Origin of the sequence: Pinirhizobacter soli (assembly GCF_015905305.1) — a bacterium.
Classification (GTDB): domain Bacteria; phylum Pseudomonadota; class Gammaproteobacteria; order Xanthomonadales; family Rhodanobacteraceae; genus Pinirhizobacter; species Pinirhizobacter soli.
This window is the reverse complement of the sequence record NZ_JADZLQ010000001.1, coordinates 1,899,545-1,921,868: the sequence shown is the minus strand read 5'-3', so window position 1 is coordinate 1,921,868 and position 22,324 is coordinate 1,899,545. Positions and strand designations below refer to the sequence as shown.

The 22,324-nt window shown below is 64.5% G+C and carries 19 protein-coding genes; 10 read left to right on the top strand and 9 right to left on the bottom strand.

From position 1 onward, the window contains the following. Positions 1-22: 22 nt before the first annotated feature. The 5 genes from NDK18_RS08470 to NDK18_RS08450 form a co-directional block, all read right to left on the bottom strand. Entirely contained in the window at positions 23-1,168 is a 1,146-nt protein-coding gene (locus tag NDK18_RS08470; RefSeq protein ID WP_250627529.1) for a hypothetical protein, read from the bottom strand. Continuing rightward, entirely contained in the window at positions 1,165-3,639 is a 2,475-nt protein-coding gene (locus tag NDK18_RS08465) for a TcfC E-set like domain-containing protein (protein WP_250627528.1), read from the bottom strand. The genes NDK18_RS08470 and NDK18_RS08465 overlap by 4 nt, the downstream gene beginning before the upstream one ends. A 133-nt stretch (positions 3,640-3,772) precedes the next feature. Further along, positions 3,773-4,240 (bottom strand): hypothetical protein, encoded by a 468-nt coding sequence (locus tag NDK18_RS08460; protein WP_250627527.1) that lies wholly within the window; start codon positions 4,238-4,240, stop codon positions 3,773-3,775. Positions 4,241-4,309: 69 nt separating this feature from the next. Then, entirely contained in the window at positions 4,310-4,774 is a 465-nt protein-coding gene (locus tag NDK18_RS08455) for a CS1 type fimbrial major subunit (RefSeq protein WP_250627526.1), read from the bottom strand. A 168-nt stretch (positions 4,775-4,942) separates the two neighbouring features. Further along, positions 4,943-5,689, bottom strand: coding sequence for a hypothetical protein (locus NDK18_RS08450; RefSeq protein WP_250627525.1), 747 nt, complete (start codon positions 5,687-5,689; stop codon positions 4,943-4,945). Positions 5,690-6,053: 364 nt separating this feature from the next. On the opposite strand from NDK18_RS08450, the gene groES reads away from it, so the two are divergent. Together groES and groL are read left to right on the top strand one after the other, a co-directional pair. Further along, positions 6,054-6,347 (top strand): co-chaperone GroES, encoded by a 294-nt coding sequence (groES, locus tag NDK18_RS08445; protein WP_250627524.1) that lies wholly within the window; start codon positions 6,054-6,056, stop codon positions 6,345-6,347. Positions 6,348-6,404: 57 nt separating this feature from the next. Then, a complete protein-coding gene (gene groL, locus NDK18_RS08440; RefSeq protein WP_250627523.1) occupies positions 6,405-8,054 on the top strand; it encodes a chaperonin GroEL in 1,650 nt (549 codons plus the stop codon). A 73-nt stretch (positions 8,055-8,127) separates the two neighbouring features. On the opposite strand, the gene NDK18_RS08435 is transcribed toward groL, so the two are convergent. Beyond that, a complete protein-coding gene (locus NDK18_RS08435; protein WP_250627522.1) occupies positions 8,128-10,029 on the bottom strand; it encodes an LTA synthase family protein in 1,902 nt (633 codons plus the stop codon). Positions 10,030-10,140: 111 nt separating this feature from the next. Between NDK18_RS08435 and glnE the strand changes: the two genes are divergently transcribed. After that, positions 10,141-12,990, top strand: coding sequence for a bifunctional [glutamate--ammonia ligase]-adenylyl-L-tyrosine phosphorylase/[glutamate--ammonia-ligase] adenylyltransferase (gene glnE, locus NDK18_RS08430; protein ID WP_250627521.1), 2,850 nt, complete (start codon positions 10,141-10,143; stop codon positions 12,988-12,990). Here the strand turns inward: glnE and NDK18_RS08425 are convergent. Beyond that, complete coding sequence (locus tag NDK18_RS08425; protein WP_250624731.1) at positions 12,983-13,969, bottom strand: mitochondrial fission ELM1 family protein; 987 nt, start codon at positions 13,967-13,969, stop codon at positions 12,983-12,985. The genes glnE and NDK18_RS08425 overlap by 8 nt on opposite strands. A gap of 129 nt (positions 13,970-14,098) precedes the next feature. On the opposite strand from NDK18_RS08425, the gene NDK18_RS08420 reads away from it, so the two are divergent. From NDK18_RS08420 to NDK18_RS08395, 6 genes are all read left to right on the top strand, one after another. Beyond that, on the top strand, positions 14,099-14,692 hold the full coding sequence (locus tag NDK18_RS08420) for a malonic semialdehyde reductase (protein WP_250624732.1): 594 nt from the start codon (positions 14,099-14,101) through the stop codon (positions 14,690-14,692). Positions 14,693-14,726: 34 nt separating this feature from the next. Beyond that, positions 14,727-15,332: a YceI family protein gene (locus NDK18_RS08415; RefSeq protein WP_250624733.1), complete on the top strand. Its 606-nt coding sequence runs from the start codon at positions 14,727-14,729 to the stop codon at positions 15,330-15,332. Between the two features lie 114 nt (positions 15,333-15,446). Continuing rightward, positions 15,447-15,635 (top strand): zinc-finger domain-containing protein, encoded by a 189-nt coding sequence (locus NDK18_RS08410; protein WP_250624734.1) that lies wholly within the window; start codon positions 15,447-15,449, stop codon positions 15,633-15,635. 60 nt (positions 15,636-15,695) lie between these two features. Continuing rightward, complete coding sequence (locus NDK18_RS08405; RefSeq protein WP_250624735.1) at positions 15,696-16,820, top strand: glycosyltransferase; 1,125 nt, start codon at positions 15,696-15,698, stop codon at positions 16,818-16,820. Positions 16,821-16,878: 58 nt separating this feature from the next. Continuing rightward, positions 16,879-18,147 carry an O-antigen ligase family protein gene (locus NDK18_RS08400; protein WP_250625874.1) on the top strand — a complete coding sequence of 423 codons (1,269 nt, stop codon included), beginning with the start codon at positions 16,879-16,881 and terminating at the stop codon, positions 18,145-18,147. Next, positions 18,144-18,902, top strand: a complete 759-nt coding sequence (locus NDK18_RS08395; protein WP_250624736.1) for a glycosyltransferase family 2 protein — start codon at positions 18,144-18,146, stop codon at positions 18,900-18,902. The genes NDK18_RS08400 and NDK18_RS08395 overlap by 4 nt, the downstream gene beginning before the upstream one ends. 9 nt (positions 18,903-18,911) lie before the next feature. Here NDK18_RS08395 and NDK18_RS08390 read toward each other — a convergent pair whose 3' ends face one another. After that, on the bottom strand, positions 18,912-19,856 hold the full coding sequence (locus NDK18_RS08390) for a VirK/YbjX family protein (protein WP_250627520.1): 945 nt from the start codon (positions 19,854-19,856) through the stop codon (positions 18,912-18,914). Between the two features lie 159 nt (positions 19,857-20,015). Next, on the bottom strand, positions 20,016-20,942 hold the full coding sequence (gene lpxL / locus NDK18_RS08385) for an LpxL/LpxP family Kdo(2)-lipid IV(A) lauroyl/palmitoleoyl acyltransferase (RefSeq protein WP_250624738.1): 927 nt from the start codon (positions 20,940-20,942) through the stop codon (positions 20,016-20,018). A gap of 77 nt (positions 20,943-21,019) precedes the next feature. On the opposite strand from lpxL, the gene waaA reads away from it, so the two are divergent. Beyond that, on the top strand, positions 21,020-22,285 hold the full coding sequence (gene waaA, locus NDK18_RS08380; RefSeq protein ID WP_250624739.1) for a lipid IV(A) 3-deoxy-D-manno-octulosonic acid transferase: 1,266 nt from the start codon (positions 21,020-21,022) through the stop codon (positions 22,283-22,285). The last annotated feature ends 39 nt before the right edge of the window (positions 22,286-22,324 follow it).

The following is a 22,324-nucleotide window of genomic DNA, read 5'->3' as shown; positions in this document are numbered from 1 at the left end:
TGCGTTCATGGTGCCTTGTGGGTCAGTTAGCGTCGAGTACCAGCACGGCTTCGCCCTCGTACAGGGTTCCGGCCCGGAGTGCGCCTTGTGTGGCCGCATGCAAAACAGACACCTGGGAACGGAGCGGCGTCCCGGAGGGGATGATCGTGAGGGCCTGCGCCTCACCAATGGGCAGTGAGGTTCTTGCCATGGCTTGCTCGCCGGCGGCAGTGACTGCACCGGGGATGGAGGCGCTGATGGCAAGAGTCACGGTGTCGCCCGCGGCAGACCGCATGGTGCATCGCGCAGTGTCCTGGCAGCGCAGGTACATCCGCGTCGGCCCGCTTAAGGATAGTTGGAACGGCACGTCGGCCTGCACACTGGCGGGAACACGGCCACGGGGCCATGCACTCCAGCCGCCCGCAGGCACCAGCTCCACTTCGATGGGAGCGCCACCGGGCCCGTGGCCAAAGTCAACGCGAAGCTCGTGCGTCACGCCAAGATTCAGGCGGAACACAACCTCCGACTCACTGGTGGTACCACCGGCGAAGTCGAGGTCTTGTCCCATGCCGACGGCGTAGCGTACCTCGCCCGTATAAACGCCTGAGGGAATCTTCAGCGGCGAAGGCAGACCCAATTGGTAGGCCAGCGATACCTGCTGGCGCACATCGACGGCGACGCCCGCCTTGACGGTGGCATGGCACATCGTGCGTTCGCCAGTAGCTGCCCAAACGCCGGTTAGCGTGCCGCTGGTAGGTGTTACCGAGGCGTGGCAATCGCCACGTGGACGTGCCATGCCGTCGTCGATGAAGATCTCGCGGGTGACCCCGCTGCCCGCCAAGGCGAAGCCCTGCGCCGTAATGCGGAAGTAGACGTCGAAGCTGTTTCGTCCATCGCTGACGGTGACGCGTTTTTGGGTAGCGGGAATGGACATGCCCAATGACGCCTGGCTATCGGTTGCATCGCCACCCAGGTGCTGGTTGACGATCACGCCAGTATCGACGAGGCGTACCCGAGGGTCGGCACAGGCGCCGCCAAAACAAGGCAGCGCCGGGGTCGTGTCGACGAACGCGGCTGAACTTTGCGCGCTGTTGAAATTCGCCGTGACCTCGATCACCGTGCTGGCACCCGGCTCGGCGCATGCCATGCCAACGATGATTGCCATGGTCTGGCGGAAGCGATGTTTCATGGATGTATCCCCATGGTTGACGGCTTGCAGACCACATCACCCAGCATGGCCAGGTCATCATCACCGGACAGGTTCAGGCGAAGATTGTCGACTGTGCAAAGATCCTGTTCGTCGCGGCTTGCGGTAAGCGTGGACTGACCTTTCGCGATCGCGAGGGAAAATACGCCGCTGGCCTCAGTCACTGTCCGATCCACGCTCGTCGTCACGACCGCGCCGGCTAGCGGGCGGCCCGCTGCATCCATCAATCGTCCCAGCGCGGTGACGGTTTGGGTCATCGATACCTTCGCATGCAGTACATCACCGGCATTGGCGCGGAAGTCGACGGCGCGACGATCGAGTTGCGTCGTCGACGCCGTGGATCCTTCCACATCGAAGTTCACGCGATTGGCGACAAACGGTTGGACCGCAACCAAATTGCGACCCGGTCGTAAAAGAACGCTTTCCCCGTCGCGGACAATGGCGCGAACGCGTGAACCGGGTGATTCACCGTCGACGTCGATGGCCATCATCGATTGCGCGAAGCGCAGGCCCGGCGCACCGCCGATACTCGTGTGGCCGGCACCCAGCGCCAACGTCGTGTCCATGTTCAAGCCGCCTGCCCACTGGCCGTCGAGAGAGGAACGTGCGGCGAAAACGTCGCCCCGTAGGTAGCGATTGAGGAACTGCACGCCACCCGCCGCGCCTACCCCATGGCGATCGGCGCTGATGTCGCCGTTGACGAGGGGAATCGAGCCCTCCGCGTTGCGCCGGTAATCCACCCGCGCGTATGTCTCGTTGCGACGATCAACGTCGCGATGTTGTCCCACGGTTGCAGACCAGGCACGCACAGGCGCGGAAAGTGCGAGCGTGGCATTGAGCTCGAAGCCGCGGTTGCGCCTGGGCCGCTTGTCCAACAGCAATGGACGGTCGAAAACCGAAGCGCGAACGATCGTGGAACCATTCTTCGCGGCGAAAAGCCGCTCCAGGGCAAGGTCGTACGAAACCCCGCGATCGGGCTTGCGCCCGGCAAGCCGCAGGTTCAGCGTCGTGGCCTGGTTGGGGCGCAACGAGCCAGCGAACGACCATGTGCGCCGGCGCATGGCGGAGAAGCGAACATTGGATGGCGTGACAATCCATGTGTCGCCGTATGACAGGCCAAGGTTCGCGCGCGTCGTGTTTATGTTGAACTGGATGTCGCCGCCGTGCCCGGTTCTTGACGCGCGATAGATATTGGCGTGCAGCATCGACCTTTCCGTTGGCTGGGCGGTGAACGACGCCGCGGCTGCGTGGCCATCAGCCTGCCCGGTGGCAGAAACCCCGAGGATGAAGCGCGGATGCAGCAACACGTTGGCGGCCGCGCCGTAGGCCGGTCCGTCGCGGCGGAAATCGCCGTCCCCGGGAGCGCCGCGCAGCTGGCGTCCGGCGAAAGCGTTGTAGCGCCAGCGACGCTGCGTATTGGTCCACAGCGTGGGTTTGTATACCCACTGATGGGTGCTTGACGTTACCGTGCCATCTTCAACCACGCGCAGTTCAACGGCATAGATACCGCCCGGCAAGGGCGCCGTGTCGACCGGCTGCAAGCCGGCCTTGACCGGCTGGGTATGTACCAACGTACCGTTGCGATAGATCTCGACCAGCCCCGGCCGGGTCGCCGTGACGAACATCGGTTGCGCGCTTGGAGTACCGATTGTGTCGTCCAGAACGTCAGAACTGCCGAGCATGATGCCTAGTACATTCTGGGCACGGGCGCCGATCAAGAGGGGTTGTTGGTAAAGGCCGATAGTATCGGGATAGAACGCACCCACGCGCACGAAGTGCCGTTTCACCTGCCGCTCCACGTAGGCATGCTGTAGGCGGGTAGTCCCTGCGACAGGACGATTCGTGCCGTTCGTGGCCACTCGTTGGTGTTGTGCCGCGATGGTGGTCGTCCAGCCATGTTTGCTGGTGAGGACGTCGATCCAGTAACGGCCGGATGCATCCCCATGCCCGTCATGCGCCGCGTTGATGCGTTGATTGACGATCACCCCGCTTCCGGAAGTAGGGACCTCGGCGTGCCGTTCTTCAGCCCGCGCCGCCATCGCGTCGACGGTGACAATGTCCAGCGTGGACGAACTCCGGTCGAACGTCAGCCGGCGCCAAGGTGTGGGACATCGAGCCTGGATGCATGTTCCCAGCGGTTGTGCACTGTGCAGCATGCCAAGGATTCGCGTGCGCACAGAATCCGGCCAGGGACTTTCATTGCTGTCGGTGAAACGCAGCAGTGTGACGGTATCGCGCGCGCTCAGAACAGCCATGGCATCGCCGAGGTACTCACCCTGCACGGTTACGCGCACGGCGAGCGGAACGTTGAAAAAGTGTCCGATGAAATCGTTGGGCAGGTCTGCCGCCTGTTGTTCAAGGGCGATATGTGGCGATGGAGCGGCGGCCGCGAACGCTTCGGGTGCGCCGAGCGAGAGGGCTATCGCCGCGCATAGCTTTTTGGCGCATTTCATTGCCTACATCCATGTAGAGAATCCAGGGGCGCGTGCTAGCGCGACTGTGGCGTCTGAAAGAAAACCTGGCCCGTCCGCGTCAGGCGCCAGCCAAAGAAAAATGCCAGGCCTATCTAAATCGACCCGGGGCCGTTTAAACGCCGTCGAAGATCAACACAATGTCGCCCGTATAAGTGCCGGCCTTTGGTGTGCCTGTTGGTGTCGGGACGATATCCAGCTCGTAGGTTTCCGCATTCGGACCCTTGGAGTGGATTAGCTTTGGCGTCGGGGACAGCGGCTTCCCCGCCACCGACACAGATAGCCATATTTTGTTTGTCCCGTCCGAGAGTGCGCCAAAGGATTCAATCTTCGCCGTGACGTCATGCCCCAAACTGGTAATAGTGAGGGAGTTTGTATAACGGGTGAATTGGTTTCTGACTTTGTCATATTTGAATTCCGTGACCACGCCGGCCGCCGGCCACGGCGTGCCCGGTTCGATCTTGAACTCATCCGCAGGTACCGCCGCACGAAACTTCAATGTCTGCTCGACTGGAGTAGACGCGGCGTTGGTGATCGGCACCATGCCAAGACAAATGGCGAGGGCCATGTGATTGATCTTCACGGGTGATTCCTTTCATTCTGATGATCCGCAAAAAACATCAGATCGATTTATTCGACCTGATGCATGGTTTTAGACGCCGTCGAATATCAGTACGACCTCACCTGTGTAGGTGCCGGCGACGTGACCCTTTCCCGTGGGAATAATGTTAAGCGGGTACTTGACCTCGGCGGCGCCTTTGGGATGTATCTGCTGCGCTGTCGTCGTAAGCACCTTGCCGCCCAATTTCACCTCCACCGGGATACTGTTGGGGCCGGCTACCAGAGCGGCAGTGTTTTCCAGCCTGGCCGTAACGTTCTGTGTGGCGCTGGTGATGCCCACTTGGTTCGTATAGGCAGTGAACGTATCCTTGGTCTTGTCATAGGCAAGATCGGTGGTGGCTGTTGCCGCTGGCCACGCGGTGGTCGGAGCGATCTTGAAGTCATCCGCGGGCAGCACGGTCTTGAACTTCAGGAGTTGCTCGACCGGTGCGGCCGCGGCAGCAGCGATCGGTGCCAAGCCAAGGCAAAGAGCGAGGGCGATAGGGTTGATTTTCATGAGTGAATCCTTTCGTCAATGTTGTTTAAGTTGCTTCTGGCGGCCCCGTCTTCAATCGACGGGACCATGGTTTTGAGGGTGCGGGAAACTCCTTTCTGAGGGTCAAGCTTCAGCTTCATGGGGCTTCGTGTTGGGACGTCTCAAACGTTGTTTCGGACGGCTCTACCGTCAGTCGTTGTCGCCGATGGTCTTTGGAATTGCGGCTGCTCCTTCCTTTAGATCGAACGAGCGATAGCGCCCTGGTTCGTTGGCCAGCAGAAGACTGCCAAGGGGATCGACTCGCTCGACAGGTTGTTCCGTGCAGTCATGCGATCCACGGCGGCATGAACGATGGCCCGCGAGATAGATCGTGCTGTCGCCGTCGTTGTGGATCACGTGGCCGCCCTCGACGGGCACAATGCGCGTAGCGAACTTGGGTGAGCGCGGAGCAACGACCACTCGCGCGCCGTAGCCCACCTGGATGTTCAACTGGGCATGGATGGCCTTGGAGGCCTCGCTTTCATCTTCGTCCGATATGGCGAAACCATCGGCTTTTTTTGGTGCCACGGGAACGAAACGCACACGAAAATACCGTTCATGATCGCGCTCACCCAGGGCGATCAGGCGCACGACCTGGCGGCCGCCCGCTGGCACGATCAGGCGGTTGGGACTCGCCAGCATGGCTTTTTCCGCTTCGCCGGGTACCGCGCCCAATTCGTCGCCCTTGACCGTCATTTCGATCACGTCGACCCGGACATAGGCAGTGATCGGGCTCATGTTGTAGACGGTGAGCTCGCCGGTACTGCGGTTGGGCGCCAGGTAGGCATGCATGCTGTCCAGGGTGATGCCTGCACGGGCCGTACCTGCAAGGAGGCAGCCGAAGATGATGAACATCAACTGCAGGGACGGGAAACAGGGAGCGGGAACCAATCGCATGGCTTCTTCCACAAGGGGCATGGATTGACATGCTAGGAAGCGTGGCGTGCCCTTCCTATTCGAATCGCCGCAAAACTGTCCGACACGGGCTGCCAGTGAAGGCCACTAAGACGCGCCCGCCATGCCCGATCAGGGGCTCCTCCCAGGACGTCATCTCGTCCGCCTGCGACGGGGTCGCCGTGAAGAATCGGTCGTCTTTGGGCCATGCACCCCTTGAACCACGCCCACGCGCCGCCATTAGCTACCCGCGCCCCGCTTCTTCCGCCATGGACGAACTGCGGCTAAACTTCTAGCACTCGCCCATGGCAAGTGCTAACAGGCGACACCATTTTCTTTCACCATCAACCACTTAGTGGAGTGAACCATGAGCAAGCTGCGTCCGTTGCACGACCGCGTCATCGTCAAGCGCCTCGAAGAAGAGCGCATGTCCGCTGGCGGCATCGTCATTCCTGACAACGCCACCGAGAAGCCCACCCGCGGCAAGGTCATCGCCGCCGGCACCGGTCGCATCCTGGAAGACGGCAACGTCCGCCCGATGTCGGTGAAGGAAGGCGAAACCGTGCTGTTCGGCAAGTACGCCGGCCAGGAAATCAAGATCGACGGTGAAGAGCTCGTTTTCCTTAAGGAAGACGACATCGTTGCGGTGATCGAAGGCTGAATCCCGCCTCTCCCGCACTCCGTAAAAACCTAACCTAAGTTCAAGGAATTCAAAGTCATGGCAGCTAAAGAAGTACGCTTCGGCGAAGACGCCCGCTCGCGCATCCTCAAGGGTGTGAACACCCTGGCCAACGCGGTCAAGGTCACCCTCGGTCCCAAGGGCCGCAACGTCGTGCTCGAGAAGAGCTTCGGCGCCCCCACGATCACCAAGGACGGCGTGTCCGTGGCCAAGGAGATCGAACTGGCCGACAAGTACGAGAACCTCGGCGCCCAGATCGTCAAGGAAGCCGCCTCCAAGACCTCCGACGTCGCCGGTGACGGCACCACCACCGCCACGGTGCTGGCCCAGGCGTTCATCCAGGAAGGCCTGAAGGCAGTCGCCGCCGGCATCAACCCGATGGACCTCAAGCGCGGCATCGACAAGGCCGTCATCGCCGCCGTGGGTGAGCTGAAGAGGCTCTCCAAGCCCACCGTTGACGACAAGGAAATCGCCCAGGTCGGTACGATCTCGGCCAACTCCGACGCCAACATCGGCGACATCATCGCCACCGCGATGAAGAAGGTCGGCAAGGAAGGCGTGATCACGGTTGAAGAAGGTTCGGGCCTGGAGAACGAACTCGACGTCGTCGAAGGCATGCAGTTCGATCGCGGCTACCTGTCGCCGTACTTCATCAACAACCAGGCCTCCCAGCAGGTTGAGCTGGACGACCCGTACATCCTGATCCACGACAAGAAAGTGTCGAACGTGCGCGAGCTGCTGCCCGTGCTCGAAGCCGTCGCCAAGGCTGGCAAGCCGCTCTTGATCGTGGCCGAGGAAGTCGAGGGCGAGGCCCTGGCAACGCTCGTGGTCAACACCATCCGTGGCATCGTCAAGGTCGCCGCCGTCAAGGCGCCGGGCTTCGGTGACCGCCGCAAGGCCATCCTGGAAGACATCGCGATCCTGACCAACGGCCAGGTGATCTCCGAGGAAGTGGGCCTGCAGCTTGAGAAGGCCACCATCAACGACCTGGGCCGCGCCAAGCGCGTGGTGATCACCAAGGAAAACACCACCATCATCGACGGTGCCGGCGAAGCTGAGCGCATCCAGTCGCGCATCAGCCAGGTCAAGGCGCAGATCGAGGAAACCTCCTCCGACTACGACCGCGAGAAGCTGCAGGAGCGCGTGGCCAAGCTGGCCGGCGGTGTTGCGGTGATCAAGGTCGGTGCCGGTACCGAGATCGAAATGAAGGAAAAGAAGGCCCGCGTCGAAGACGCCCTGCACGCCACGCGCGCAGCGGTGGAAGAAGGCGTTGTTGCCGGCGGTGGCGTTGCGCTGATCCGCGCGCTGAAGGCTGTTGAAAACCTGAAGGGTGACAACACCGACCAGGACCTGGGCATTGCCATCACCCGCCGCGCCCTCGAAGCGCCACTGCGCGCGATCGTCGCCAACGCGGGCGAAGAGCCCTCGGTGATCGTCGCCAAGGTCAAGGAAGGCACGGGTAACTTCGGCTACAACGCCGCCAACGGCGAGTTCGGCGACATGCTGGTGATGGGCATCCTGGACCCGACCAAGGTCACCCGCACGGCCCTGCAGCACGCTGCATCGGTGGCGGGCCTCGCCATCACCACCGAGGCGATCGTTGCCGAAGTGCCGAAGAAGGACGACGGCGGTGGCCACGGTGGCGGTCACGGCGGTGGCATGGGCGGCATGGGCGGTATGGATTTCTGATCCCGCCCTTCCGCTGAAAACAAAACCCCCGCTTCGGCGGGGGTTTTTTTTATGCCCGTACTGTGGCGATGACTTACTGGCGTGCGCCTGCTGCCGCGGCTTCATCCGCTGCTGTCTTCTGTCGGGCCAAGGCGGCCGCATCCATCGGCGAAGCGAACTGCGCCATCAGTTTGTCCAGCTTGCCGCGCAGGCGCAGCTGCGCCACGTTGCCCATGCCGTTGTCGTCGTCCTTCTGCACGGCGTCCTCATCCGGCGGCGGTGCGTCAGGGGCGCGGGTAAGCGCCGCCAGTACCGGCGCCACCACCTGGGTGAGCGCGAAGTACGGATCATCGTGGATGCCGGCCCGGTCAAGCACCATGCCCGGCAACGCCCATGCGGCCATGTCCTGCTTCACGTTCTTGTCCACTCGCGTATCGAAGAGAATCCACGGTACCGGCTGGGTAAGCATCGGTTGGCCGTTGATGAAGCCTGCGGTGTTGTAGGTGTCGATCAGCGCCGGCAAGTGGTCGCCGTAGAACAGCAATAGGGCGGGGCGCTCGCGCTTGGACAGAAGATCCGCCAGGCGGCCGAGCTCGGCGTCGGCATGGCGCATGTGATAGATGTAGTTCTGCAGGTCGAGCTTGGCCTTGCCATCCACGCCATCAGGTACCGGAATGGCATCGCGTTCGGCCACATCGATATTGGGATTGGTGTCGTACGGCCCGTGCGCTTCCATGCTGATGGCGAACACCAGCCGTGGCGGCCCGGAGTCTTTCAGCTGCGACATGATTTCATCCGTCATCGCGCTGTCGGCCATGTAGTTGCCATCGACCTTGAAGCCGCGCGGGAACTGCGGCTGCGTGATGAACCTGTCGAAGCCCAGCGCCTTGAAGGCTGTATTGCGATTCCAGAAGCTGCCATCGTTGCCGTGCACAGCGATGGTTTCGTAGCCATGCGAGCGCAAGGTACGCACCATCCCCGGGATCACCTTGGTGTTGAGTTGCAGGTAGGGGAACTGCATGTCGGCGAAGTAACGCAGCGACAGGCCGGTGAGCACTTCGAACTCGGTGCGGATGGTGCCGCCGCCGAAGGTAGGTACATGCAGCGAGCCTGAGGCGGAGCGCTCGGCCAGGCTGTGCAGGTTGGGTGCGAAGTTGTTGGCCTCCAGCCCCTTGATCACGGACGGGTCGAAAAACGACTCGCTCTGCACGATCACGATGTCGGGCGTTTGGCCGTCGTACGTCGCGCTCTGCGCGATGTGCTCACGCAAGCGCGTGTCGCTTGCGGCAATGAAGCGCTCGGCGACGTCCGGATCGGCTTTGTGTTTCTGGCCGGCGTACTGCAGGCGGAACTGCATCAGCATGGTCACCAGGCCGTTGTGTCCCGCGGTGGCCGACGCCGACCAGGGCTCCATGCCAAGCCGGTCGCGGTCGTACACGTGGGCCCAGGCGGGCAGGCCGGCGAACAGCGTGCCCAGCAGCGCCAACAGGGCAAAGCCCGCGGTCAGGCGCTTGCCGTGCGTGCGACGGGCGAACATGGGTGGCTCGTAGCGGGCCAATGCCCAGACGATGGCGATGGCTGTGATGATGGCCAGGTACGGCCAGGGACTTGCGGGCAGGTAACCGCCCAGAAGATGCGCGCCGCCCCCCTTGAGCTGGCCAACCATGCGGAAATCGGCGGGCACCAGGGGCGAGCCGAGGTTGCGCACCTTGATCGCATTCACGCCATAGACGATACCCAGCCCCAGGCAGGTTAGTCCGAAGGAAAGGAAAATCCTGCGCGTGAGCACCACCAGGAGCATCGCCACCATCAGCCCCGGCAGGGCATTGGCGAACAGGTGCAGCGGGCGCTGATACCAGACACCGGGGCTGACGCCCGGGTTTCCATCGATCAGCGAGGTAAGGAATACCAACGCCACGACCAGTGCCAGCGGCACCCCGATGCGCAGAACGCGCCAGCGCCATAACCTTGATTTTACGACAGGAATTTGCGACATGACGGAAGTTGTCACGCTAACGGGTAGACACTGTAACCCACGGGTCATGAACTGCATGTGCCTGTCGACTGACTGTCCGCTGACCGCCTATCGACGGCACAATGGACGGCCATGCCCCAGCCCAGTCCTTCTCCCGAACTCCGCGCCCTCGTCGATGGCCGCCTGGCCGACCTGATGGCGCGCTGCCGCGCCATGGGCGTGGCGGTTCACGATGATGCGGGCGTCACCGAACGCCTGCGCCAACTGCTGCTGGCCAGCGACTACGCCTTCGACGTCCTGCGGCGACATCCCGAATGGCTGGCGCCGGCGGGCATCGAACGCCTTCGCTCCGGCGCCGATGCTTCCGCGCGAATCGAGGCTTTGCAGCTCCCCGACGACGAAACCCAGGCACTGGCCAACCTGCGCCGCTTCCGCCATGCCGAGGCGCTTCGCCTGGTCTTCCGCGACGTCAATGGCTTGGACGACGTGGGCGAAACCCTCGCAGCCACCAGCCAGCTTTACGAAGCCTTGTTGGGGGTGAGCCTGGCCTGGAGCGAGCGCGCCATGGCCCGGCGCTACGGCAAGGCGCGCGATGCTTCGGGAGAGGAACAGCGGCTTGTGGTGGTGGGCTTCGGCAAGCTCGGCGGGTCGGAGCTGAACTTCTCCTCCGACATCGACCTGGTGCTGGCCTATCCCAACGGCGGCCAGAGTGATGGCCCCCGTCCGCTCGACAACAACGAATATTTCGTCCGTCTCGGCCGCCAGCTGGTGCGCCTGCTGGCCGAACCCACCAGCGACGGTATCTGCGCGCGCGTGGATTTGCGCCTGCGCCCCTTCGGCAACGCCGGCCGCCTGGCGTTGCCCTTTGCCGCCATGGAGCAGTACTACCAGCGCGAAGGCCGCGACTGGGAGCGCTATGCATGGATCAAGGCGCGTCCCGTGGCAGGCGACCGCACGGCGGGCCGGCAACTGCAGGACATGCTGCGACCCTTCGTGTATCGCCGCTATCTCGATTACACGGCCTTCGCCGGGCTGCGCGAGATGAAGGCGTTGATCGACGCGGAGGTGGTGCGCAAGGACCTTGCCGGCAACCTGAAGCTGGGGCCGGGCGGTATCCGCGAAATCGAATTCATCGTGCAGCTGACGCAAATGATCCGCGGCGGCCGCGATCCGGCCTTGCGCGTACGTGGCCTGTTGCCCGCGCTCACTGCCTGCGAAGCGCGCGGGCATATTCCCGCCGGACGCGCCAAGCCGTTGCGCGAGGCCTACCTGTTCCTGCGCCGGCTGGAAAACCGCGTGCAGATGTTGCGCGACGCGCAGACCCACGACGTCCCCGACGACGATCTTTCCCGTGAACGGATCGCGCTGGGACTGGGCTATGCCGACTGGCCTTCGCTGGAAGTGGAACTCACCGCCCACCGCGAGCTGGTGTCGGCCGAGTTTGCCGCCGTGCTGGTGCCCCAGGGTGGCAGTGCCGCCGTGGTGCCAGCGATCGATGCGGACCTCTGGCGCAAGGCGCGGGCCGGCGAACTGGAAGCGGCCAACCTCGCAGAGGCAGGGTTCCCACCCACGCCTGAAGCGGTGGACGTACTGCTGAGCCTTCCGCGCGGAGCGGCGGTGCGTTCGATGTCTACCCGTTCGAGCGAGCGGCTGGACCGCCTGATGCCGCAGCTGATCGCCGCAGCGCGTGAGTCGTCGGAACCGGCGACGGTGCTTTCGCGGCTTTGCCGGCTGGTGCAAGCCGTGGCGCGACGGTCGTCCTACTTGGCCTTGCTCGAAGAACAGCCGGCCGCGCGACGGCGGCTGGTCGCGGTGTTCGCGCGCAGCGCGTTCCTGGCCGAAAAGATCATCGGCCAGCCGCTGTTGCTGGACGACGTACTGGATCCGCGCATCGACCAGTTGCCGCTCAAGCGCACCGACGTCGCGGCAGAGATCGGCCGTGCGCTGTCGGCACTGGACGAGCGCGACGCCGAAGGCGAGCTGGATCGACTGAACGAACTGCAGTCGAGCATCGGCTTCCGATTAGGGCTTGCCTTCAGCGATGATCGCGCCGACGCCGCAGCCACGTCGCGGCGCCTTGCCGCGCTCGCCGAGGCGGTGGTCGCTGCCGTGCTGTCGATGGCCGAGCGTGAACTGAAGGCGCAGCACGGCAGCCTGCCCGGCGAAGGTACCGGCTTTGCCGTGCTCGGCTACGGCAGCCTCGGCGGCGCGGAGCTGGGCTTCGCCTCCGACCTTGACCTGGTGTTCGTCTATGACGGTGCGCGAGCCACCGCACGCAGCGACGGTGCGCGTCCGTTGGACGGCGCGCAGTGGTACCAGCGCCTGGCCCAGCGCATCGTGCACTGGTTGGGTGCGCTTACCCGCGGCGGCAAGTTGTACGAGATCGATACCCGGCTGCGTCCGGACGGGGCGAAGGGCCTGCTGGTGACAAGCGTCGATGCCTTTGCCGGCTACCAGAACGAGCGCGCATGGACGTGGGAGCACCAGGCGCTGGTGCGCGCGCGCGGTATCGCCGGCGATGCAACCCTGCATGCCCCGTTCGACGCCCTGCGCGAGGCCATCTTGCGGCGCCCGCGCGATGGCGCCACCGTGCGCACCGAAGTGGCCGCCATGCGTTCGCGCTGGCGCCAGGAACGCGACCGTTCGGACACCACGCGCCTGGATCTGAAGCAGGGTGCCGGAACCCTGCTCGATATCGAATTCCTGTCGCAAGGGCTGGTGCTTGCTCATGCAGCCACCAGCGCCACGGTCCAGGCGATACCCAGCAGCACTCCAGCGTTGCTCACCTGGCTGGTCGATGCCGGTGCGCTGGCAGCGACCGATGCCGGCCTGCTCGAACGCGCACACGGGCTGTTCCTGTCGCGAGCACTGGCCTGCACGCTTGATGGACGCCCCCGGCTTGCCCCCCGTGAGGCGGCGCTGGATGAAGCGGCGGCGCAGGTGCTGGCGGTTGCCGCCAGCGCCGGGTTCGTCTTCAGCTAGCGACCGGACCCACGTATTCAAGCATGCGCCGGCGCAGTTCCAGGCCGACGCGCTGGGTTTCCCGAAGCGGCGTGAAACTCGAGGGCAGGCGGTCGTCCAGGTCGCCCAGCAGGTTGCGCGAGCGCAAGGTGGCATGCAGGCGGGCCAGTTTTGCCGGCAAAGGCGCGGTGACCAGCGTGCGCACCGGGCGACCGGTGGCACAGGCTTCGGAAAGCATGTTCACCGAATCGGGCGTTACCACCAGCGAGTCGGCCCAACCCAGGTATCCGGCATAGGGATTGCCGGCGTCATCGCCGCCCGTCCACACATGGCCGGGGAAATCGGCGAGGCCTGAGACGACGGCATCGCGAAAGGCCGCTGGCGTGCGCCGGGAACTTGAGATCATGAAGCTGCCGCCTTCGCGGGCGGCCATGGCGCGCAGGCTCTCCACCAACTGCCTGGCGTAGGGCGCGCCAAGCTCGATGCCGCGGCGTTCGCCCCCCAGCAGGATCGTCCGCCGCGGTTTGGGAAGGTCGCCCAGGGTAGGACATGCTTCCCGTCCCTCGGCCAGCCAGGTGTCGTCGATGGGATTGAGCGAGCCGGTCATCTGAATCACGTTGGCGGCTTTCAGCTCGTCGTGCACCGGCGCCACCACGAGATTCCAGTAGCGGGTGTCCAGCCGCGGATCGAGGATCTGCACGGTGTAGGTGCGCCGGTCGCTCAGCTGCCCGACCAGGCGGGTGAGCATCGCCGAGGCACGTCCGCAGCCGATCACCACGCGTGGCCAGGGCGGGCGGAACTGCGCACGCTGCACTGGAGCCAAGGCCAGCAGCGAGGCCGGCAACAGACGGGGCGCCGCCCAGGCCCAAGGACGGCGAAGTTGCACGCGGAAGGGCCGGATGATGAGTCCCGTCGTCTGGGCAAGGGCCATGGCCTGACGCTCGTTGCCCGCGGCCCCGTCGGTGATGACCCAGCATTCGCCGCCGTGGCTTGTCTTCATCGTGACCGATTGTAGCGTGTGGGACGACAGTACGTTCATCCAGGGCGGTCGCCGCCGGACACCGTTCGCGCATAAACTGGGAATTCGCCCAGAGGACCGGGCCAGATGACAAGCAACCGAAGGATGCCCATGACGACCCCGCTTACCGCTGCCGCCCTCGACCAGCTTTTCCGCCAGGCGCGCACCTACAACGCATGGACGGACCGCCCCGTCGACGACGGGCTTCTCCACCAGCTCTATGACCTCGTCAAATTCGGACCGACCAGCGCGAACACCTCGCCGATGCGCCTGGTGTTCGTGAAGTCTCCCGAGGCCAAGGCGAAGCTTTCGCCTTTCCTGTCGGAGGCCAACCGCGCCAAGACCATGGAGGCGCCGGTCACCGCCATCGTGGCCGCCGATCACGAATTCTACGAACACCTTCCCCGGCTCTTCCCGCACGCCGATGCGCGCAGCTGGTTCGTCGGAAGCCAGGCAATGATCGACCAGACGGCCTTCCGCAACAGCACGCTGCAAGGCGCCTACCTGATCCTGGCCGCCCGTGCGCTGGGCCTGGACACCGGTCCCATGTCGGGCTTCGACAATGCCGGCGTGGATGCTGCGTTCTTCGCCGGCACCACGGTAAAGTCCAATTTCCTGGTGAACTTAGGTTACGGCGACGGCAGCCGCAACCTGTTCCCACGCAGCCCCCGGCTCGATTTCGACGAAGCCGCCCGCATCGCCTGATCGTTACAGTTTGCCCTTTCCACGGAGATAACCCATGCGCAAGATCGTTTTCCTGGCCCTAGCTGGCCTGCTCGCCACCGGTACCGCCGTCCAGGCGGCCCCGGTTACCTACACGCTCGACCCGGGCCACACCATGGTCCTGTTCACCTGGAACCACTTCGGCTTCTCCAACCCCACCGCCAACCTGGGCCTGTCGCAGGGCACCCTGGTGTACGACCCGGCCGCCCCGACCAAGGCTACGGTCGAGGTCACCCTGCCGCTCTCGGCGCTGGACACCCACGTGCCGGCCCTGGATGAACACCTGAAGAAGCCGGATTTCTTCGACGCGGAGAAGTACCCCACGGTCACCTTCAAGAGCACCAAGGTCGCCGCAGCGGGCAAGGACAAGTTGAAGGTTACCGGTGATCTCACCGTCCACGGCGTGACCAAGCCGGTCACCCTGGATGTCACGGTGAACAAGGTTGGCGATCAGCCGATGCTCAAGGCCCCGGCCGCCGGCTTCAATGCCACGGCCGTGATCAAGCGCTCCGATTTCGGTGTTGGCGCCTACGTCCCCGCCGTCAGCGACGAAATCAAGATTTCCATTACGACCGAAGGCCTGGAGGCTGCGGCGTACAAGGAAAAGTTCGGCGGCAAGTAAGCATCAGGGCAGTCTGGACTGGAAAGGACCCGCGCTCGTCGCGGGTCTTTTTTTGCGTGTGGGGCACCTCCCCCCTGCTACCATCGCCTTTTGCATCATTAGCCGGAATCGCCCATGGCCAGCCTTATTCCCGCCAACGCCGAAAACCTCTACGAAGTGACCCGCGCGGACCTCCCGCTGTCCTGTCCCATGCCCGGGATGGAGTTGTGGAACTCGCACCCTCGCGTCTACCTGCCGATCGTCGACGATGGCGGCCAGTCCAAGTGCTCCTATTGCGGCGCCGTCTACGTGCTGAAGGACTAAACCGGCCCTGGCGGCACGATCCGTGCTTGCCTTTCCGGACCCTAATCGACCCTTCCCGACGTGCCTAATACCCCGCCCGAACGCAAACTCACCGTTATCCAGCTGATCCCGGCCCTGCATGCCGGCGGCGCGGAGCGATCGGTGCTGGAAGTGGGCCGGGCCCTGGTGGCCGCGGGGCACCGGTCGGTGGTGATTTCCGGTGGGGGGCGACTGGTACCGCAGCTGGAGCAGGAGGGCAGCGAACACGTCACCTTGCCGATCGGCAGGAAGTCGGTGTTTTCGTTGCTGCAGGTACCCGCCCTGCGGCGCATCCTTACGGCGTTGGCCCCCGACATTGTCCACGCGCGCTCGCGCGTGCCGGCGTGGCTTGCCTGGTGGGCGATGCGTGGCATGGCCAAACGGCCCCATTTCATCACTACGGTGCACGGGCTCAATTCACCTGGCCGCTATAGCGCCATCCTTACCCGTGGCGAGCGGGTGATCGTGGTCTCGCAGACCTTGCGCGACTATGTCATGCGCCATTACGCGGGGCTCGATCCTTCGAGTATCGCGGTGATCCCGCGCGGCATCGACACCGACGCCTTCCCCTACGGCTACCGCCCGGAAGAAGCCTGGCGCGAGCACTTCTTCGGCGAATACCCGGAACTGGCCGGCGCGCCGTTGCTCACCTTGCCAGGCCGCGGCACGCGCCTGAAGGGCCACGCCGATGCCATCGAACTCTTGGCCGAACTTGCCACCCGTGGGATCGACGCTCGCTTGCTGTTGCTGGGCGTGATCGAGCCTGGTCGTGAAGCCTACGTGCGTGAACTGCAAGCGTTGGCCGAGCGCCGTGGCGTGGCGAACAAGGTGGTGATGTCGGGTACGCGCGCTGACATCCGCGACATCTACGCCAGTTCTGCCCTGATCCTCCAGCTTTCCAACAAGCCTGAGTCGTTCGGCCGTACGGTGGTTGAAGCGCTCTCGTTGTGCCGGCCCGTGGTGGGCTATGCCCACGGTGGCGTAGGCGAGCTGCTGGCCGAGCTTTACCCCGCCGGACGCGTACCGGTGGGTGATCGCGAGCGCCTGGTCGAGCGCGTGGCTGAACTGCTTCGACTTGCCCCGGCCATCGCGCCGCTGAAGAGCTATCGGCTCGACGACATGCAGGCAGCCACCCTGGCGCTTTACCAGGAAGTCGCTGCCGACTGAACATCCCCGGGTCGGTCGGAACTACAATCTGGCGCTTGTTCCCCCACCGCGGCCCATGATGAACAAGCTGTCGATCAAGGCCGGCCTGACCTCACCCCTGTTGCCGCTATGGTTGCTGCCGGCTTTGCTGCCGCTGGGTCGAAGCGCGGAGCTTTGTACGGCACTGTGCCTGATCGGCAGCATCATGTTGCTGGTGCGCGAGCCTCGCGCGCTGGGTGAGCACGCCGGGGCGAAATTGTTCCTGGCGTTGATGGCCGCCTACATTGGTGCCGCGCTGTTCTCCGCGGTCGATGCAGTGGCGCCGGGCAAGGCCTGGGGCACCGTGGCGGCGGTGTTGCGTTACCTGCCCATCGGCATCTACGCGTGTTTCGCCATGCGGCGTCCGTCGCGGCTCTTTACGTTGTACCGCGCCACCGCGGTGGTGATCGTGGTGTGGGTGCTCGATGCCTGGGTACAGGCCGCCACCGGCTGGAGCCTCGGCGGCCACGCGGAAGCGGAGCGGGTATCGGGCATTTTCGGCGCGGACAACCTCAAGCTTGGGCCCACGCTTGCCGTGCTGTCGCCCTTCCTGTTGTGGGCGGCGCGCGAACGCTGGGGCTGGCGCGGACTGCTGGCAGCCGCGCTGGCGATGCTGGGGCCGATCCTGTTGGCCGGATCACGTGCCGCGTGGCTTTGCTACGGCGTGGTGGTGCTCGCCTTTGCATGGGCCCAGTGCGGTGGCTGGCGGCGCTTCCTTCCTGCGTGCCTCGCCATCGCGGTGGTCGCCGGTGCCGGTGCCGGTATCGCGTGGAAAGTGTCGGCACCGTTCCATGCGCGGATGGAGCGCACCCTGGAGGCGTTCCGCGGCCACGACGCCAACGTGGACGAGGCCCTTACCGGCCGCTTGTCGATCTGGCGCGCCAGCCTGCACATGGCGGCGGCGCATCCGGTCAATGGCGTGGGCGTGCGCAGCTTCCGTTATGCGTATCCCTCCTACGCGCCGGCCAACGACCATTTCGTTACCGACGAATCATGCGGCGCGGGCGAGGGTGCCTGCCACGCCCACCAGTTGTTGCTGGAGATCCTCACCGAGACCGGCGCACTGGGCCTGGTGCTGTGGTTTGCTGCGACCTGCGTTGCCATCCGCCATTGGTGGACATGTTCACCAGCAGCACGCATCCGGGCGTTTCCCGTGACCGTGGCGCTCTCGGCGATGCTGTTTCCGATCAACACGCACCTGGCCTTCTATTCCGCATGGTGGGGGTTGCTGTTTGCCTGGCTGCTGGCGCTGTGGTGCGCGGCGCTGTATGCGGACATCCCGGAGACGGACGACAAGGCGGTGCCATGACGCGCGAACCGCTCTCTGTGGTTCTGATCACCTACAACAACGCCGACACGCTCGATCGCGTACTGGCGGAGGTGTCCTGGGCCGAGGAAATCGTCGTGCTGGACTCGGGCTCCACCGATGCCACGGTGGAGATCGCGCGCAGGCACGGCGCCCGCGTCGAGGTACACCCCTTCGACGACTATGGTCCGCAGAAACAGCGCGCCTACGCCTTGGCGCGTCACGACTGGATCTTGAACCTCGATGCCGACGAGGTGTTGTCACCCGGCACGCGCCAGGTGATCGAACAGGCACTGCAGGCGCCGCGCCACGCCGGCTTTCGCCTGCCGCGACGCGAACGCATGTTCTGGACGGTGCAGCATCGGTGGTCGTGGCGGAACCCGCACCTGCGATTGTTCGACCGGCGCCGCGGCCGCATGAACGACGTGGAAGTGCACTCGGCTGTCGAGGTGGACGGTCCGGTGCGCAACCTGTGGCGTGCGGACTTCGTCAACGATGGCGACGGCGACATCGCCACGCGGGTGGAGAAGATCAACCGCTATACCACCGGCATGGTGGCGCACAAGCTGCGCAAGCAGCAACGCTTCACCGGCTTGCGCATGGTGTTCTACCCGCCGTTGTTCTTCCTGCGGCAGTACCTGCTCAAGCGCTATTTCCTCAATGGCTGGGCCGGCTTCATTGCCAGTGTCACCGGCGCATTCTATGCGTTCTTGAAGTACGCCAAGCTGCATGAAGCGCGGCGACAAGGTCGTCGCTAGCCGCTTTCATCAGGCAGCGGCGCGGTTGTCGAGCGGATGGTGGTCCATGCCCGGTTGCGACACATGGCCTGGATCCAGCGCCCTGGCCAGCATGTCCATCGCTTCGGCCCGCAATGCCTCGCGGCGGCGAAAAGCCGAGCGATGCTTGCTCTCGACATCGGCGATGTTGCGCACCGCCTCGCGCGCGGGAAGGTCGAACATGCCATCGGTGGCGAGCACGCCGCCAGCTTCGCGCCAGAACCCGTTGTAGTCCGATTTGATCTTGTCGTGCTTATGGGCAAACGGATGCACGGCCTGGCCCACGCCGCGCACCTCGTCGCTGCCGTAGATCCCCGCTACCGCATACACCAGGGACAGCAGCAGGTTCTTCGGCCGCAGGCCATGGCATTGGCGGGTGAGGTCGCGCACCGCTTCCTTGCCTTCACTGGCCTTGGCGCCCTGGACGCATCCAACGAGCAAGGTCCGGCCCTCATCGGCGATGGTCAGGATCACCGAAGAAAGATGAATGCCGTCGGTGTCGCACAGGTAAATACCTAGTTCACCCTCCAGCCCTTTGACTGGAGGGGCCTTCAACACGATATCCACCTGGCTGCCGTCGCGCAGGGTGAGCTGGCCGATGCGATGCTCCCGATCCACGTACACCGCCTTCACCAGCGCCGCCGGCCAGTGGCGGATGATGAAATCGTAGTGACCGTGCACCAGGGCGAGCCGGGTGGCCGGATCGAAGGTAAGGTTGATGTAGCGATGCTGGTAGCGCTCGAACAGCCGGGGATCGCGGGCGACCACGGCGGGCATCGGCGACGTATCGCGGATGAAACCAAGCCAGGCGCGGTGGCGTGCTTTCACCTGCAGCGAGCGGACCAGGTATTTGGCGGCGCAGGCGACACGCTTGAGCGCATGGCCGTGCCAATCGGTGCGGGCGCGAAGCGAGGAAGCAATAAGCGAATCGTGCATGGGGACGTGTCGCCATCCAATGGAGAATGGGCGACGTTTTACGCACGCGTGCTTTCCAGTTTCTTACGAAAACTTTCTAAATCTTTCGCCGTGATCGCGCTTTCTTTCGCGTCGCTTCCAGCTTCTTTCCATCGCCTTTCGCGTTCGCGAAAAGCCCCTTCAGTAAATGCGGGGTTCGCCCGGCGGGCGTGTTTTGAAACGTTTATGAACCCAGAGATACTGCTCGGGTGCTTCGCGCACCATGCGCTCGACTTCCTCGTTGACGCGCACGGTGTCGGCAGCGGCATCCTTGCTGGGAAAGTCGGGCATCGGCGGAGCAAGGCGCAGCACATAACCGCCGCCCTCGGGCAGCCGCCGGTGGAAGAACGGTATGACCACGGCACCGGACATCCGCGCCAGATGATGCGTGGCGGTGATGGTGGCCGCGGGCACGCCGAAGAACGGCGCGAAGACGTTGTCCTTGCTGCGCATGTCCTGGTCGGGGGCATACCAGAGGGTGCCGCCGGCGCGCAGGTACTTCACCGTGCCGCGCAGGTCGTCCTTGTCGAACATGGCATCGGCATAGTGCAGGCGCGAGCGCAGCACCACCCATTCGAATACCTCTGAATCCATCCGCCGGTACATGCCGGCGATGCGGATGCGGCTGGATACCAGGCGAGCGGCCAATTCAAGGTGGGAGAAATGCCCGCCCACCAGAAGCACCCCGCGCCCGGCATCACGTGCCGCCTGCAGGTGCTCCAGGCCTTCGATGCGCAAGGGCACGCGGGCGATGGCGCGATCGCTGCCCATCCAGCCCAGCGCGAATTCCACCAGCATCATGCCGACATCGCGCAGATTTGCCCGGACCAGCGCACGCTGGGCATCGGCATCGAGTTCGGGAAAACACAGCGCGATATTGGTGGCGGCGATCTGGCGGCGTTCCTTGTTCAGTATCAGCGCCAGGTTGCCGATGAAACGGCCCAGTCCCTCCAGTACGCGCCATGGCAGGTGGGCCACCAGCCAGATCACGCCCACGCCGATCCAGGCCGGCCAGTGGCGCGGGCCAAGCAAGCGGCGGGGAAGGGGAGGCAGGACGGCACCGGGCATCGGCCCATTCTACCGGGCGGGCCCCGGCGGGGCACGGGTATACTGGTGCGCTAAGCCAAGAGAAGGGATGGTCTTCGTTGCGCTTCCTGTACACCCTGGCCATGTACCTGGTGACGCCGATCATCGTGATGCGGCTGCTTGCGCGCGGTGTCCGCTATCGTGGCTACCACCGCCGCTGGCGCGAACGCTTCGGCATATTCCCCGCGCCCGGGATCAACGGCAGCCTGTGGGTGCACGCGGTGTCGGTGGGTGAGGTCAATGCCGCCGAGCCGCTGGTGAAGGCCCTGATGCTGGCCTATCCCGATGCGCCACTGGTGGTGACCACGGTCACGCCCACGGGCTCCGAACGCGTGCTGCAACTGTTCGGTGAAAGCGTACACAGCGTGTACCTGCCGTACGACCTTCCCTTTGCCGTGCGCAGCTTCCTGCGCAAGATCCGGCCACGCCTGGCGGTGATCGTGGAGACGGAAATCTGGCCGAACCTCTATTTCGGCTGCCGCCGCCGCGGCATTCCCCTGTTGATCGCCAATGCACGTTTGTCGGAGCGCTCATTGCGTGGCTACGCCCCGCTCAAGGGCCTGGTGCGCGCGGCGCTTCGTTGCGTCAGCCACATTGCCGCGCAGTCGCGCACCGATGCCGCGCGCTATCGTCTGCTGGGGGCGGAGCCCACCCAGCTATCGGTGGTGGGCAACCTCAAGTTCGACATGCCGCTTTCCGCTACCACCAAGGGTGGCGGCCAGGGATTCCGGGATGCCTGGGGTACCTCGCGCCCGGTGTGGATCGCCGCCAGCACCCACGAGGGCGAGGAAATGCCCGTGCTCGAGGCGCACCTGAAGGTGCTCGAGCGCCTGCCTGACGCCCTGCTCTTGATCGCTCCGCGCCACCCCGAACGCTTCCGCCAGGTGGAAGGCGCGGTGCGCAACCTTGGTTTCACCGCGGCGGTGCGCAGCGTCGATGGCCTGCCCGGGCACGCCACGCAGTGCTTCGTGATCGACACCATGGGCGAGCTGATGCCCTTCTACGCCTCGGCCGACGTTGCCTTCGTCGGTGGCAGCCTGGTGCCCATCGGCGGCCACAACGTGCTGGAACCCGCAGCCGTGTCCACGCCCGTGGTGGTGGGTCCGCACACCTTCAATTTCGAGGAAATCACCAACACGCTGGTGCAGGAAGGCGGCGGCATACGCCTGCACGAGGCGTCGCAGCTCGGTGATGCGGTGCGCGCCCTGTTGCGCGACGGCAACGAGCGTCGGCAGATGGGCGATTGCGCCCGGCATGTGTTCGAAAGCGAACGGGGCGCCGTAGAGCGCGTGATGCGCTTGGTGGATCGCTTGCTGGAGGAATAACTGCGGAAGGCGGGGGTCAGAGTTTTAACTCTGACCCCG

What these genes read in the sequence shown, in the direction of transcription:
- NDK18_RS08470 (WP_250627529.1), bottom strand. Translation starts at nt 1,168, where the DNA reads ATGAAACATCGCTTCCGCCAGACCATGGCAATCATCGTTGGCATGGCA.
- NDK18_RS08465 (WP_250627528.1), bottom strand. Translation starts at nt 3,639, where the DNA reads ATGAAATGCGCCAAAAAGCTATGCGCGGCGATAGCCCTCTCGCTCGGC.
- NDK18_RS08455 (WP_250627526.1), bottom strand. Translation starts at nt 4,774, where the DNA reads ATGAAAATCAACCCTATCGCCCTCGCTCTTTGCCTTGGCTTGGCACCG.
- NDK18_RS08450 (WP_250627525.1), bottom strand. Translation starts at nt 5,689, where the DNA reads ATGCGATTGGTTCCCGCTCCCTGTTTCCCGTCCCTGCAGTTGATGTTC.
- groES (WP_250627524.1), top strand. Translation starts at nt 6,054, where the DNA reads ATGAGCAAGCTGCGTCCGTTGCACGACCGCGTCATCGTCAAGCGCCTC.
- groL (WP_250627523.1), top strand. Translation starts at nt 6,405, where the DNA reads ATGGCAGCTAAAGAAGTACGCTTCGGCGAAGACGCCCGCTCGCGCATC.
- NDK18_RS08435 (WP_250627522.1), bottom strand. Translation starts at nt 10,029, where the DNA reads ATGTCGCAAATTCCTGTCGTAAAATCAAGGTTATGGCGCTGGCGCGTT.
- glnE (WP_250627521.1), top strand. Translation starts at nt 10,141, where the DNA reads ATGCCCCAGCCCAGTCCTTCTCCCGAACTCCGCGCCCTCGTCGATGGC.
- NDK18_RS08425 (WP_250624731.1), bottom strand. Translation starts at nt 13,969, where the DNA reads ATGAAGACAAGCCACGGCGGCGAATGCTGGGTCATCACCGACGGGGCC.
- NDK18_RS08420 (WP_250624732.1), top strand. Translation starts at nt 14,099, where the DNA reads ATGACGACCCCGCTTACCGCTGCCGCCCTCGACCAGCTTTTCCGCCAG.
- NDK18_RS08415 (WP_250624733.1), top strand. Translation starts at nt 14,727, where the DNA reads ATGCGCAAGATCGTTTTCCTGGCCCTAGCTGGCCTGCTCGCCACCGGT.
- NDK18_RS08410 (WP_250624734.1), top strand. Translation starts at nt 15,447, where the DNA reads ATGGCCAGCCTTATTCCCGCCAACGCCGAAAACCTCTACGAAGTGACC.
- NDK18_RS08400 (WP_250625874.1), top strand. Translation starts at nt 16,879, where the DNA reads ATGAACAAGCTGTCGATCAAGGCCGGCCTGACCTCACCCCTGTTGCCG.
- NDK18_RS08395 (WP_250624736.1), top strand. Translation starts at nt 18,144, where the DNA reads ATGACGCGCGAACCGCTCTCTGTGGTTCTGATCACCTACAACAACGCC.
- NDK18_RS08390 (WP_250627520.1), bottom strand. Translation starts at nt 19,856, where the DNA reads ATGCACGATTCGCTTATTGCTTCCTCGCTTCGCGCCCGCACCGATTGG.
- lpxL (WP_250624738.1), bottom strand. Translation starts at nt 20,942, where the DNA reads ATGCCCGGTGCCGTCCTGCCTCCCCTTCCCCGCCGCTTGCTTGGCCCG.